The organism is Pseudomonas sp. FP603 (assembly GCF_030687415.1).
Taxonomy (GTDB): Bacteria; Pseudomonadota; Gammaproteobacteria; order Pseudomonadales; family Pseudomonadaceae; genus Aquipseudomonas; species Aquipseudomonas wuhanensis.
Genome location: NZ_CP117431.1, coordinates 5978432 through 5991676 on the forward strand (window position 1 = coordinate 5978432; position 13245 = coordinate 5991676).

A 13245-nucleotide genomic window follows, 5' to 3' on the forward strand; every position below is an offset into this window, starting at 1 on the left:
CAAACCCTCTTATTGTTCTGTCAGGGGGCGCAGGCGCACGCCCTGTTCGAGCTGCGCCAGTTGCGCGGCGTCACCGATGCCAAAACCGATCTGCGTCACGGCCATGGCGGCAATCGCGGTGGCGGTGCGCAAGGTTTGTTCAGGCGTATCGGCACTGAGCAAACCGTGCAGCATGCCCGCCAGCAACGAATCCCCAGCACCAACGGTACTGACCACGCTGACCTTGGGCGGCGTGGCGTGCATGGCCGAGCCGACACTGAACCAACTCACCCCGTCGGCTCCGTCGGAAATCACCACATGCTCGATGCCATGGGCATGCAAACGGCTCGCCGCCTCGGACTGGGCCGTGTGCGAAACCACTTCGCAATCGAGTGCGTCGGCCAGTTCTTCGGTATTCGGTTTAATCAGCCACGGGCCGGCCTTGAGCGCCGTTCGTAGCGCCTCGCCACTGGTGTCGAGGGCGACTTTCAATCCGATTTGATTCAAGCGCTCGATCAACTCCCGTAACCACTGCGCACTGACCCCGCGCGGCAAACTGCCGGCGACCACTACCGCGTCATGCCCCGGCGCGATCTGCGCCAGGCGATCCAGCAGCGCCTGTTGCGCCGCCGCGCCGATCACCGGCCCCGGGCCGTTGATGTCGGTGATGCGCCCGTCGTGTTCGGCCAGTTTGAGGTTGCTGCGGGTCTCGCCCGGAACACGGATAAACGCGTCGACAAAACCGCGTTTGGCGAACAGGGTTTCGAATGCCTGAAGGTTGTCGGCCCCGAGAAAACCGCTGACGGTCAGTTGATGCCCGAGGTCCGCCAGCACCTGCGCTACGTTCACCCCTTTACCGGCGGCATGGGTGTGCATTTCGTCGCTGCGATTGACCTGACCGGGTGTAAGAACCGGCAATTGAACGGTGAGGTCCAGCGCCGGATTAAGGGTCAGGGTTAAGATCTTGGCCATTACAGGGCCTCCACTAATGCGCGGACTTCGTTCGCGCTGCCCACGGCCAGGGCCTGTTGGGCAAGGGTTTGAGTCTGGGTCAGGCTGAGTTCACGAATGCGCGCCTTGACCTCGGCAATGCTGCGGCCCGACACACTCAACTCATCCACACCCAGGCCCACCAGCACCGGCACTGCCAGCGGATCGGCTGCCAGTTCACCGCACACGCCGACCCACTTGCCATGAGCATGAGCCGCACGCACGGTGATGTCGATCAGTTGCAGCACCGCCGGGTGCAAGCCGTCAGCCTGGGCCGACAAAGTGGGATGACCACGGTCGATGGCCAGGGTGTACTGGGTCAGGTCATTGGTGCCGACGCTGAAGAAGTCCACTTCTTTGGCCAGTACCGGCGCCAACAAGGCAGCCGACGGCACTTCGATCATGATCCCCAGTTGCAGGTCCGCGACCGGGATTTCCAGACGCAGACGTTCAGTCATATCCCGAGCCTGACGCCACTCTTCGACGCTGCCGACCATCGGGAACATGATTCGCAATGGACGGTTGTCCGCCGCACGCAGCAAGGCGCGCAATTGCGCTTCCATGACCTGCGGACGTTGCAGGGTCAGGCGAATGCCACGCACGCCGAGGAACGGGTTTTCTTCTTTGGCGATCGGCCAGTACGGCAGCGGTTTGTCACCACCAACGTCAAGGGTGCGCACCACCAGCGGTCGACCGGCCAGGCCATCAAGCACACGACGATATTCGACTTCTTGAGTCGCCTCGTCCGGCGCTTGCGAGTGGGCCATGAAAATCAGTTCGGTGCGCAGCAGGCCAATGCCTTCGGCGCCCTGCTCCACCGCACTGGTGACGCCGGCGCTTTCACCGATATTGGCGAACACTTCCACCGCGTGGCCATCGGTGGTCAGCGCCGGTTGATGGCGTTGTTCAGCGGCGGCTTTCAAGCGCAGTTCGCGGGTGTCGCGCTCTTCGGTGGCGCGCTGCAAGGTTGCGGCATCGGCATCCACATGCAGGCGCCCGCGCTGACCATCGATCAACAGCGGCGTGCCTGGTTTCAGCAGCAACACGGCGGCGCCGGCGCCCACCAGCGCGGGAATACCGAGGGCACGCGCGACGATGGCGCTGTGGGCCGTGGCGCCACCGCGAGCAGTAAGAATGCCGGCGACGCGGGTCGGATCGAGACGTGCCACGTCGGACGGGCCGACTTCGTCCATCACCAGAATGTACGGTTGCGCAGGCTCCTCCGGTGTTTCGACGCCACACAAATGCGCCAGCACTCGACGGCCAATGTCCCGCAAGTCGGCGGCACGTTCGGCGAGCAAGGCGTCCTGCAGCGCTTCCTGTTGTTTGGCAGCCGCTTCGATCACCGCCATCCATGCTGCTTCGGCGCTTTCGCCTTGCTTGAGACGGGTGTCGACTTCGTCGGTCAGTTCCGGGTCGTCGAGCATTTCCTGATGGGTGATGAAAATCTCGCGAATTGCTTTGGCCTTGCTGCGCTCGATCAGGCCTTCGATGTCGCGACGCACATCGACCAGCGCTTGCTTGAGACGTTCGCGCTCGATGGCGGCGGACTCACCGCGCAGCGGGTAATCGATGACTTGCAGTACTTGAATATGCGCCGGGCCGATGGCGATCCCTGGTGCCGCAGCAATCGCCTGAATCAGGCTGCCGGACTTTGGCGCGAGCAGCACTTCGGCGACCTCTACCTCCACGAGCACTTCACGCTGCTGGCTCACCACGGGCAACGGCTCGACTTCTTCACCGAGGCCTTCTTCAATGGCCGCCAGCAAGGCGGGCAAGGCGTCGGCGGCGATGGTCGGTTCGGCGATGAGCTCCAGCACCTGACCGCGGCGGGCGCCAAGACTGAGCAGTTTGCTCAAACTCTTCACCGACACCGCGCTGTCGTGGCCATCGACGATGCGCACACGGATTTCGCCTTCAAAACTTTTCGCCAGTTGCGCAAGGATCTTCGCCGGGCGGGCATGCAAACCGTGGGCGTTGGCCAGGGCGATGCGTGCGCTCGGCCAGTCCGCCGGCACTTCACCGCCAAGGACTTCCAGCACCGCGCGGCTGCTGGTGGCGCGACCCAATTCATGACCACGGCCTTCGATCAGCAACGCGCAAAGGCGTTCGAGCAACGCCTGATGGGCTTCACCGAGGCTGGCCAGGCAGAACAGCCCGCTCAACGGCTGACCGAGGTAGCGGATGGGTTTGTCCGGGGTAACGAACGCCAGGCCCGGACGCTTCACCGTTTGTTCGCTGTGCAGCCACCACAGGCCATCGCCCAGCGGCAGCGCTTCGACCTGCTGCAAGACGCCGGCAAAACCGTTGCTCACGCAATCGGCCTGACGCAGCAAACGGGCACCGCGCCAGACCAGCTCTTCGAAATCATCGGCGGAAACACCGAGGCCGATCATCTGTGCGTCCAGCGCCAATTCTTGCGGCGCGCCTTGCAGCAGTTTCAACAAGGCTTCGGCGGAACTGGCGCGGCGCAGGGCCTGGCCCAGATCGGTTTCACCGAGGGCGCGGGTCAGCAGTTGCAGCAGGCGCAGGTGTTCATCGGATTTGGCGGCGATACCGATCGCCAGATAAACGATCTGGCCATCGCCCCAGTCCACGCCGTCAGGGAACTGCATCAGCCGCACGCCGGTGGAAAACACCAGATCGCGGGTTTCCGGGGTGCCGTGGGGGATGGCAATACCTTGGCCGAGAAAGGTCGAGCCCTGGGCTTCCCGGGCCTGCAAGCCCGCAAGATAACCGTCGGCCACCAGGCCATCGGTCACGAGTCGGTCAGCGAGTAATTGCAAGGCGGTGGCTTTATCCACAGCCGACTGGCCCATGGATATCTGCTCTATGGTGAGCTCGAGCATGCTTTCTCCTTTTTGGCGCCGTGTGACGCCAGGTATTGTTTTGATTGATTCAGCTTAGGCCCTTGGGAGCGCCTTTTCAGGGGCAGTTTTGGCGGTTTCGCGGCAGAACCGACCAAAGCGACCTATAACGTAGAAAATACGCCTGCTGAAACGTTTAATCTAGAATGTTAGGCACGTTACTCGATAATGTCTCATCCTTGAAGTCCAATTGTCGGACAGGCTGCGACAATGGTCGCCTGCCTGAATCGGGTAGGATTGGCGAAAATGTTGCGACACGCTCGAAAAAACAAGGAATACCGGGTTGAAACTCAGTGATATTGCACAGTTGGCCGGCGTCTCCGTGACCACCGCCAGTTATGTCATCAACGGCAAGGCCGAACAGCAACGCATCAGCAGCGCCACCGTCGAGCGCGTGCGCGCGGTGGTCGAACAACATGGCTTCACGCCCAACCCGCAGGCCGCCGGGCTACGCAGTCGGCACACCCGCACACTGGGTTTCATTCTGCCGGACCTGGAAAACCCCAGTTACGCGCGAATCGCCAAACTGTTGGAGCAAGGCGCCCGGGCTCGCGGTTATCAGCTACTGATCGCCAGCTCCGACGATGCGCCAGACAGCGAGCGGCAATTGCTGCAACTGTTCCGCGCCCGCCGCTGCGATGCATTGATCGTCGCCAGTTGCCTGCCGGCCGGCGACGACAGCTATCGCGTGTTGCAAGCCAAAGGCATTCCGATCATCGCCATCGACCGGGTGATGGAGCCTGAGCACTTCTGCTCGGTGATCAGCGACGACCGCGAAGCCAGTCTGCACCTGACCCGCAGCCTGCTGGACCCGTTGCCCAAGCAGATCGCGCTGATCGGGGCCCGTCCCGAATTGAGTATCAGCCAGGAGCGGGCCGCAGGTTTCAAGGAAGCGCTGAACGGCTTCAAAGGTGAGGCGCTGATCGAGCACGGCGAGTCGTTCAGCCGTGAGTGCGGCAAACAATTGATGGAAGAGTTGCTGCAGCGCCTGGGCCATTTGCCGGATGCGCTGGTGACCACCTCCTACGTGTTGCTTCAGGGCGTGTTCGATGCCTTGCACGACTTCCCGCTGAAAAACCGCCCGCTGCGCCTGGGCACCTTCGGTGATACGCAGCTGCTGGACTTCCTGCCGCTGCCGGTCAACGCCATGTCCCAGCAGCATCAGCTGATCGCCGACAAGGCGTTGCAACTGGCGCTGGCGGCCATTGAACAGGCCGATTACCAACCCGGCGTGCAGGCCATCGCGCGTACCTTCAAGCAGCGAATTCATCAGGACTGAGCCGTGGAACTGATCGACACCCACACTCATCTGGATTTCCCGGATTTCGACGTGGATCGTCAGGCGCTGCTGGCCGAGAGCCGCGCCCTCGGCGTGCGGCGGATGGTGGTGCTGGGGGTTTATCAGGGCAATTGGCAGCGGGTCTGGGATCTGGTGCAAAGCGATCCCGATCTGCACGCGGCGTTCGGTTTGCACCCGGTGTATCTGGATGACCATCGCCCAGAGGATTTGACCGAACTCGGTGACTGGCTGACGCGTCTGGCGGGCCATCGACAGCTATGCGCGGTGGGCGAGATCGGTCTGGATTACTTCATCGAGACCCTGGATCGTGAACGCCAACAAGCACTGTTCGACGCCCAACTGCAACTGGCGGCGGACTTCAATCTGCCGGCGCTGATTCATGTACGACGCAGCCATGCGGCGGTGATTGCCACGCTCAAACGGTTTCGCTTGAAGCGCGCGGGAATCATTCACGCCTTCGCCGGTAGCCAGGAAGAGGCCCGCGAATACATCAAGCTCGGTTTCAAACTCGGCCTCGGCGGCGCCGCGACCTGGCCGCAGGCCTTGCGCATGCACCGCGTGCTCGCGGGTCTGCCCGTTGAATCGGTGGTACTGGAAACCGATTCACCGGACATGGCCCCCGCCATGTTCCCCGGTCAACGCAACAGCCCGGCCCATTTGCCGGCGATCTGCGAGGCACTGGCCGCCATCATGGCGATCAGCCCTGAACAACTGGCTGCCGCCAGCACGGCCAATGCGTGTGAGTTGTTTAACTGGTAGTCAGTTGCCACACACATCCCCTGTGGGAGCGGGCTTTTGTGGCGAGGGGGCTTGCCCCCGTTGGGTCGCGAAGCGGCCCCGGCACCCGTTCAGGCAGACCAAGTTGTCTGGTTTACGACTGCTTCGCAGCCGAACGGGGGCAAGCCCCCTCGCCACATCAAACCCGGAACGCGCTGATCAATTGCTTAAGCTCCACCACCTGCGCCGACAACGCTCGGCTGGCATTTTCAGTCTGGTGCGCGCCGTCGGCGGTGCGCTCGCCAGCGCGGTTGATCTCGACGATATTCTGATCGATGTCGTGAGCCACGGCAGTCTGTTGCTCAACCGCAGCGGCAATCTGCTGGTTCTGATCGACGATCATGCCGACGGCGCCGAGGATGTTTTCCAGCGCCTGCTGGACCTTTTCCGACTGCCCGACCGTGCCGTTGGCCATCTGATGGCTGGTGCCCATCGCCTTGACCGCCGCACCGACACCGCTGTGCAGCTTGGCAATCATCTGCTCGATTTCTTCGGTCGATTGCTGAGTGCGTTTGGCCAAGGTCCGGACCTCGTCCGCCACCACCGCAAACCCCCGGCCCTGCTCGCCCGCGCGCGCGGCTTCGATGGCGGCGTTGAGGGCCAGCAAGTTGGTCTGTTCGGCAATGCTTTTGATCACTTCCAGAACACGGCTGATGGATTGGCTGTCGCTGGCCAGTTGATTGATCACCCGCACCGACTGATCGATCTCACTGGCCAGTGCAGCGATGCTGCCCTGCTGGGACTCGACCAGACCGCGACCGCTGATGGTCTCGTCATTGACGCTGTGAGCGCTGCTGACGGCCGCCGCGGCGCTGCGCGCCACTTCCAGAGACGTGGCTGACATCTGGTTCATCGCGGTGGCGACCTGTTCGATCTGCGTACGCTGTCCCGCCACTGCCTGATTGCTCTGGGCCGACACGTTTTCGACCTGGCCGGCCTGGCGCTCGACCTCACTGACGGTCTGGCCCACGCGCTCGATCAGGTCATGGATCTTCTTCACGGTGCTGGTGAACACCTCGCCCAACTCGCCCAGTTCATCGCGGCTGTTGGCGCTGAAGGTCACGGTCATGTCGCCGGCTGCCACCTTGTCCATCACCGCGCCAAGACGCTTGAGGGTAGTGCGGGTCGAGGCGTAGAAACCGCCATAGAGGTAAAAAATCAACAAACACCACCGCCAACGCCACCGCCTGCAGGATCATGTGGGTGCGATGCTGCTCCAGCCGCTGCTGCAACTGGGTACCGAGAAACTTCAGGGTGGCCTCGTTGAGTTGGTAGGTCTGGTCGATCAGGCCCGTGACCTGATCGTAAAAGGCCTGCCACGGTGCATCGAGGGTGTCAGCCATCACCACCTGTTTCTTCGAACAGTTCACTGGCCTTTTTCAGAGAGGCCTTACTGCTTTCGGCCTGAGCGGCCAGGGTTTCGTGCGCCGCTTTACTGGAGCCCAGAGCATCCTGCAATTTCAGACCGTATTCGGCCTGAAGCTTTTCGATCTGCGCCAGCAACTCATCGAAACGGGTGCTCGACGCCGAATTGAGAAAGCCCTGCCCCAATGAGTAAGAACCCATCGCCCGGCCTTCACCGAGCGTCTGGGTGACGGCTGGCGTGACGTTGGTAATGAGCTCGCTCAGCTGACGCATGTCACTCTGGCTGTCGCGGCTCAGGCCGGCCTGACTGGCAATGATCTGACTGAAAATCTGCGCGTTGCCGAGCAACTTGCCGATCAGCGCACTTTTGCTTTGCAGAGAGGTTTCCGCTTGCTGGGCCTTGAACGCGGCAATCATTTCATCGCGCTTGCCATCGAAAAAGGTGATTTGCTCCGGGTCAGTGGTCATCGCCGCCAGCCCTTGCAAACGGGTCAGAACGCTTTGCTCCAGGGCGCTGATATTCGACTCGACATGACCCGCCTTGCCGGACTGGCCAAGGATGACGTTGATCTGCACCAGGTTGTTCAGGGTTTCCAGATCCCGCCGCAGGCTCAGGCCGCTGCCTAGCAGGTCGAGGCTCTGCAGCTCCACCCGGGTGCCCTGGAATTCGCGATAGGAATCGCGCACCAGATAGAAGTTGGTCACCAGCATCGGCACGAGGAATAGCACGCTGATCAGGCTGAACTTCATGCCGAAGCTCAGGCGGTTCATCAGCGCGACGGCGGGATAGAGCAAGCTCTTCACTGTGAAGTCTCCCTTTGATTTCTTATTTTTATGGCAGGCGCGCGGAGAGAGCAGATAGCCACTATTGGCGCTATCTCTGTATAGCCTAAATCGGCGGGGGGTTTTGTAACTTAAGGTTAACGACAGACACGCAGCCTGCGTTCGGCCGTAGCAGCTGTCGAGCCTGCGAGGCTGCGTTCGGCTGCGCAGCAGTCGTCAAATCAGAATTCGCGGTGCATCAGGCAGACCGCGTCAGCCGGATTCACGACTGCTGCGCAGCCGAACGCAGCCTCGCTGGGGCTCGACAGCTGCTACAGGGCTGCGATCTTTTCGATTCAAAGCAGAAATCAGGACAAAACAGTCCACAACGCAAACCCGGCGTACCAAAGCACCGCCGCGCGCAGCAGCAGTTCCCAGATCCGGTCGAGGCTGTTGATGCCGTCCGGCCCGACCACCGGTGCCGGAATTTCACCGGCCACCAACCCGACTTTCTCGATCAGTTGGGCGGCGCTGATGTTCCAGTTCAGCAGCTCGTGCAACATCACCCGGCCGACCGCGACAAAGTTGCCGACCAGCGCAAAACTCGCCGCCAGCAGTCGCACCGGTACCCAATCGAACGCATGACGCAGCTGTGCCGCTCGCTCGACCACGGCCGGGTTCTGCCCGTTCTCCTCGGCCAGCGCCAGCAGTCGATAGCTCAACGCAGCAACCGGGCCCAACAGGAAATACCAGAAGATCACCGCGAAAAAGCTCTGATAGGCCTGCCACAACAGATGCCCTTCAACTCGCTCCAGCAGTTGCTCGCCGCTGTCAGCGCAAATATTCAGGTCACGTTTGGCCACATGCGCGGCGGCTTGCAGGTCTTCCCGGCGCCAGGCATCGCGAAACGGCCCGAGGTCGGCCAGCAGATCACCACGGCCCAGACTGTAAATCACCACCAGCAGGTGCACCGGCAACGCCAGCAAGCCGTAGGCCACCGGGTCCAGCACCACCAACAGCAAACCCAGCAGCGCCACCGGCAACAACACCAGCACCACCAGTATCAGCCACGGGCGGTTTGTCATGCGTGGGCTGGCCTCAAGCTTGTTCAGCTCGCGTACCCAACCGCCATCACGTTGAACCCTATGGCGCAAGGCCGAGAACTTCTCGATCCACACCGCCAGCAGCAGCACCAGAAAACTCATTGTTGCTCCTCTTCTTCCTGAGTGGCTTTTGCCAGAGCCGCGCGATAGCGTGCCCAGTCAAACGCCGGTCCCGGATCAGTCTTGCGCCCGGGTGCAATGTCGCTATGCCCGCAGATGCGTTGTGCGGTGATGCCCGTGAAGGCGCTTTGCAGCTGTCGCGTCAGGTCCGTCAACGCTTGATATTGGGCGTCGGTGAACGGCAGATCATCCGTGCCTTCGAGCTCGATGCCCACGGAAAAATCGTTACAGGTTTCCCGTCCTTCGAAACACGAGACGCCAGCGTGCCAGGCGCGCTCAAGACAAGAGACAAACTGAGTGACGGTGCCGTCACGTTCAATCAGAAAGTGCGCAGACACCCGCAGGTCGGCGATACCTGCAAAGTAGGGATGTTCCGTGACATCCAGACGATTCTGGAAAAACTCCTGCACCTTGCCGGTCAAAAACTGCGCTGGCGGCAGACTGATGTTGTGGATCACCAGCAGGGAAATTTCGCCCTCGGGGCGCGCATTGAAGTTGGGCGAAGGGCATATGCGCACACCCTGACACCAACCGCTCGCGGGGTCCAACTGCATACAGGTTCCTTCAACGACGACTGTGTTGGTGCCCAGTATGCCGCGATAGACCCTCGGCGCGCGATCACTTGCCGTGATTGAGACGCCGCAGGTTGCCCAGCACCGACTCCAGCGCCCGGTCGAACAGCAAGGTGTCGTCCAGCTTTCGCACCGCGCCACGCCGGAACTCCAGGGCCAGACCGGTACGGCTGTGCTCCAGCACTTTCATCCCGGTACGGTTGACGAAGATGTATTTGTCGGTGGCTTCAATGATCGCCGCCAGCTTGCAACGCAGGGTGTTTTCCTCGTCTTCCTGAAACTCGACCCAGCAGCCCGGGCGTAGCTGATCGACCTGAAGCAGAGCGACATCGTCCTCCGGTAAACGCACCGATGCCGTTTCGACCGGACCTTCGTCAGCGGTGCGAAGCACGATTTGCTGCTGCACTTCGACCATCATCGGTGCGTCAACAGCCGTGCTTTTCTGGCCCGGGCGTTCGAACAACTGAAGGTGCAAAACTTCCAGCTCGCTGAAAAACTCGCCGGTGGCGAACGGGTCGAATGCCGAGCTGTTCAAGCCATCGCGCAACGACTTGAGCAACCCCGGCACCAGCGACAACAAGCGCAGGCTCGCATCGGGTTCGTCATGGCGCTGCACGCTCCAGATCAATTGCGCCATGGTCTGCACATCGGCATGCCATTCGGCGGACTGATCACCGCGCTTGAGGCAGGTCAGCAACAACACTTTGCTCCAGGCTTCCTGGACAAACGCCACCACGCTGTGCGGCAACACCTTGCCCACCAACGCCTGGTTCAGCGCCTGCTCAACGCGCTGACGCGCCAGTTCGGTCCTGGCGCGGCCCTCCTCGGCGTCACGGGTGCGCTGCTCGAGTAATTCGCTGCGACGGCGCTCATCACTGGTGAAGGTGAGAAAATCCGCCAGCAATTCGGAAAAGATCGCCGGATCATCGACAAAGTCGTTCAACAAGCGCTGCACTACTTGCTCGATGCGCAGGTACAGGCTGTCGCGCTCATGGTCATCGCACTCGCCCCAGCCCATGGCCGCAGCGGCGATTTCGTTGAGCAAACGCCGAGCGGGATGGCTGCTGCGGCTGAAAAAGCTCTTGTCGAGCACCGCGACTTTCAGCATCGGAATCTGCAAACGGCCGATCAGCGCCTTGAGGGAGTCCGGCAGGTTACGGTCATCGAGGATGCATTCGAAGAGCATGGCGATCAGATTGATCACGTCTTCGTCGGCCACCCCCACCACGCGCGACTTGCCGCTTTTGACGCTGACCCGGGTCAGCAGTTGTTCGAGCTGGTTACGCAGATCGAAGTCGTCCTGAACCGCCAGCGCCGGTACGTATTGCTGCAAGTGCGAGAGCAGGCGCAGCAGGTCGCGGGTTGAAATGGGCTGGGTCTGGGCACTGACTTCCAGGGTCGGCGCGACGCTGCCACGCACATGGAACAGCAGTTCCTGCAGGGCGGCGAAGACTTCCTGCACGCCCTCGTCGATCTGCGTATTAGCAGTCCGCACGCCTGTTTCGGCGGAGTCAGCACGAACGCTCGCAGCCGCCCGATCGGTGGCACGCCGCGCCGGGGCGGGCTTGAGGTCCGGCAGCACGCCGGTGGCGATCAGCAGTTGATTGGCTTCGGCGTAGAGCTGATCAGCATTGCTGAGCACATAGCGTTCGAACAACTTGAGGATGATCAGCTTGACCTTGATCTCCATGCCCAGGTTGCGCCCGGCCTGCAAGAAATACTCGCAGAGCAGCGTCGGCCCCAGGGGGTTGTGCTGTTCGACCAGCGTCTTGCTCAGCAGTGTGCTGAGTCGAGCGGTGAGCTGGTCGAGGGCGAAACCGTCACGGTTCAACACTTTGCCGACCATGGCCTCCACCGCCACATTGCGCTCCATGTCGTCATCGGGCATCGACGCCGAGGCATCGAAAGCCAATGCCCGGGGCAAGGCAGCGTGAGAAATATCGTACCGCGCGAGGCTGACGAAGGCCTCGAAGTATTGATCGAGAAATCCGCGTTCGATGCTTTTGCGCTTGAGGCGCAAATCGCGCATGGCCTCGAAGAAGATGTTTTGCTCGACATTATTTCGGGCCCGGTCGGCCATTTCGAACAGGGTGTCGTCGGCGTTATCGAACAGTTCCTGCAAACCTTGCTTGAGCTGTTGAGCGGCCTTGTCGCGAACCTGAAGCAGAATCACGGGCAGGCGGGCGAGCGGCGAGTGAGTCGCCTGGTCGGTAGCGGCCTTGTGCAAAGGCACTACATTCCCGTCGTTGTGCATCCAAGCCTCCTGAAACGGTGATTCTTCGGTTAACGTCAAAGCCATGACGTCAAATGCAAGGCGGATTATCGACAAAAGACCTTCCTTGTGCCAGCAGACTCTGCGCTTCACCAAGGAATAGACGTTTATGAGGGCTCCTTGCTTAGCGCCGAGTCTCGTGCGAATCGACCAAATGCAGGTTGACGGGTAACCCGATGACCGTTGATGCCTTGGGTTGCCTCGCAGCATGGCCCTATAATCGGGCCACTTTGTTTGTGGAGCCCGTTATGCCGAATCTACGTCTCGCCGATTTGACCGCCGAAATCGAAGCCAACGTGCGCCGTGCGTTGCTCGAGGACATCGGCAGCGGCGACATCACCGCGCAACTGATCCCGGCCGAACGCCTGGCCAAAGCCACCATCATCACCCGCGATGCGGCTGTCATTGCTGGCACCGCGTGGGTGGATGCCGTGTTTCGGCAGCTGGATCCGCGGGTTGCGGTGCACTGGCAGGTAGCCGACGGCGAACGGGTGAAACCCAATCAGGTGCTATTCCATCTCGAAGGCCCGGCGCGCTCGCTGCTGACGGGTGAGCGCAGTGCGCTTAATTTCCTGCAATTGCTGTCTGGCGTGGCCACTCGCGCGCAGTACCTAGCCGATTTCGTCGCCGAGACCCAGGTGAAGTTGCTCGACACCCGCAAAACCCTGCCGGGGCTGCGCCTGGCTCAGAAATACGCCGTGACCTGCGGCGGTTGCCATAACCACCGCATCGGCCTGTATGACGCCTTCCTGATCAAGGAAAACCATATCGCCGCCTGCGGTGGCATTCCTGAAGCCATCAACGCCGCGCACAAGATCGCCCCGGGCAAACCGGTGGAGATCGAAGTGGAAAACCTGGCAGAGCTGAAGGAAGCACTGGCGGCGGGCGCCGACATCATCATGCTCGATGAACTGAGCCTGGATGACATGCGCGAAGCCGTGCGCTTGAACGCCGGCAAGGCAAAACTGGAGGCCAGCGGCGGCATCAACGAAAGTACGTTGCTGCCAATTGCCGAAACCGGGGTGGATTATATTTCGATTGGTGCGATGACCAAGGATGTGAAGGCTGTGGACCTGTCGATGCGACTGAGTCTCTGATCACGCCTTTGATAATAAAAAATGCCAGCCTGATGAAGGCT

10 protein-coding genes and 1 pseudogene are annotated in these 13245 nt (G+C 61.3%); 3 read left to right on the plus strand and 8 right to left on the minus strand.

Going from position 1 to position 13245, the window contains the following annotated elements; all coding sequences use genetic code 11:
• Positions 1 to 9: 9 nt before the first annotated feature.
• Positions 10 to 951: a 1-phosphofructokinase gene (gene pfkB / locus PSH65_RS27705; RefSeq protein WP_305423593.1), complete on the minus strand. Its 942-nt coding sequence runs from the start codon at positions 949 to 951 to the stop codon at positions 10 to 12.
• Positions 951 to 3818: a phosphoenolpyruvate--protein phosphotransferase gene (gene ptsP, locus PSH65_RS27710; protein WP_305423595.1), complete on the minus strand. Its 2868-nt coding sequence runs from the start codon at positions 3816 to 3818 to the stop codon at positions 951 to 953. Before ptsP ends, pfkB begins: the two co-directional genes overlap by 1 nt.
• A gap of 301 nt (positions 3819 to 4119) precedes the next feature.
• Between ptsP and cra the strand changes: the two genes are divergently transcribed.
• Positions 4120 to 5115, plus strand: a complete 996-nt coding sequence (gene cra / locus PSH65_RS27715; protein WP_305423597.1) for a catabolite repressor/activator — start codon at positions 4120 to 4122, stop codon at positions 5113 to 5115.
• 3 nt (positions 5116 to 5118) lie between these two features.
• Positions 5119 to 5895, plus strand: a complete 777-nt coding sequence (locus tag PSH65_RS27720) for a TatD family hydrolase (protein WP_305423599.1) — start codon at positions 5119 to 5121, stop codon at positions 5893 to 5895.
• A 157-nt stretch (positions 5896 to 6052) separates the two neighbouring features.
• On the opposite strand, the gene PSH65_RS31960 is transcribed toward PSH65_RS27720, so the two are convergent.
• The 6 genes and pseudogenes from PSH65_RS31960 to PSH65_RS27745 form a co-directional block, all read right to left on the minus strand.
• The gene (locus PSH65_RS31960; protein WP_370694719.1) at positions 6053 to 6766 is read right to left on the minus strand and encodes a methyl-accepting chemotaxis protein; all 714 of its coding nucleotides are present in this window, start codon (positions 6764 to 6766) and stop codon (positions 6053 to 6055) included.
• Positions 6767 to 6958: 192 nt separating this feature from the next.
• Positions 6959 to 7006, minus strand: a pseudogene (locus PSH65_RS31965) (hypothetical protein); the annotation flags it as partial.
• Between the two features lie 242 nt (positions 7007 to 7248).
• The gene (locus PSH65_RS27730; protein WP_305423600.1) at positions 7249 to 8082 is read right to left on the minus strand and encodes a hypothetical protein; all 834 of its coding nucleotides are present in this window, start codon (positions 8080 to 8082) and stop codon (positions 7249 to 7251) included.
• Positions 8083 to 8408: 326 nt separating this feature from the next.
• Positions 8409 to 9245 (minus strand): regulatory signaling modulator protein AmpE, encoded by an 837-nt coding sequence (gene ampE, locus PSH65_RS27735; RefSeq protein ID WP_305423602.1) that lies wholly within the window; start codon positions 9243 to 9245, stop codon positions 8409 to 8411.
• Positions 9242 to 9817, minus strand: coding sequence for a 1,6-anhydro-N-acetylmuramyl-L-alanine amidase AmpD (gene ampD, locus PSH65_RS27740; RefSeq protein ID WP_305423603.1), 576 nt, complete (start codon positions 9815 to 9817; stop codon positions 9242 to 9244). Before ampD ends, ampE begins: the two co-directional genes overlap by 4 nt.
• A 64-nt stretch (positions 9818 to 9881) precedes the next feature.
• Positions 9882 to 12089, minus strand: a complete 2208-nt coding sequence (locus tag PSH65_RS27745) for a DUF1631 domain-containing protein (RefSeq protein ID WP_305423604.1) — start codon at positions 12087 to 12089, stop codon at positions 9882 to 9884.
• 266 nt (positions 12090 to 12355) lie between these two features.
• On the opposite strand from PSH65_RS27745, the gene nadC reads away from it, so the two are divergent.
• Entirely contained in the window at positions 12356 to 13204 is an 849-nt protein-coding gene (nadC, locus tag PSH65_RS27750; RefSeq protein WP_305423605.1) for a carboxylating nicotinate-nucleotide diphosphorylase, read from the plus strand.
• Positions 13205 to 13245: the final 41 nt, after the last annotated feature.

Bases quoted from the DNA above. Each gene is read 5' to 3' on its own strand.
- pfkB (WP_305423593.1), bottom strand. From the start codon at position 951: ATGGCCAAGATCTTAACCCTGACCCTTAATCCGGCGCTGGACCTCACC.
- ptsP (WP_305423595.1), bottom strand. From the start codon at position 3,818: ATGCTCGAGCTCACCATAGAGCAGATATCCATGGGCCAGTCGGCTGTG.
- PSH65_RS31960 (WP_370694719.1), bottom strand. From the start codon at position 6,766: ATGAACCAGATGTCAGCCACGTCTCTGGAAGTGGCGCGCAGCGCCGCG.
- ampE (WP_305423602.1), bottom strand. From the start codon at position 9,245: ATGAGTTTTCTGGTGCTGCTGCTGGCGGTGTGGATCGAGAAGTTCTCG.
- ampD (WP_305423603.1), bottom strand. From the start codon at position 9,817: ATGCAGTTGGACCCCGCGAGCGGTTGGTGTCAGGGTGTGCGCATATGC.
- PSH65_RS27745 (WP_305423604.1), bottom strand. From the start codon at position 12,089: ATGCACAACGACGGGAATGTAGTGCCTTTGCACAAGGCCGCTACCGAC.
- nadC (WP_305423605.1), top strand. From the start codon at position 12,356: ATGCCGAATCTACGTCTCGCCGATTTGACCGCCGAAATCGAAGCCAAC.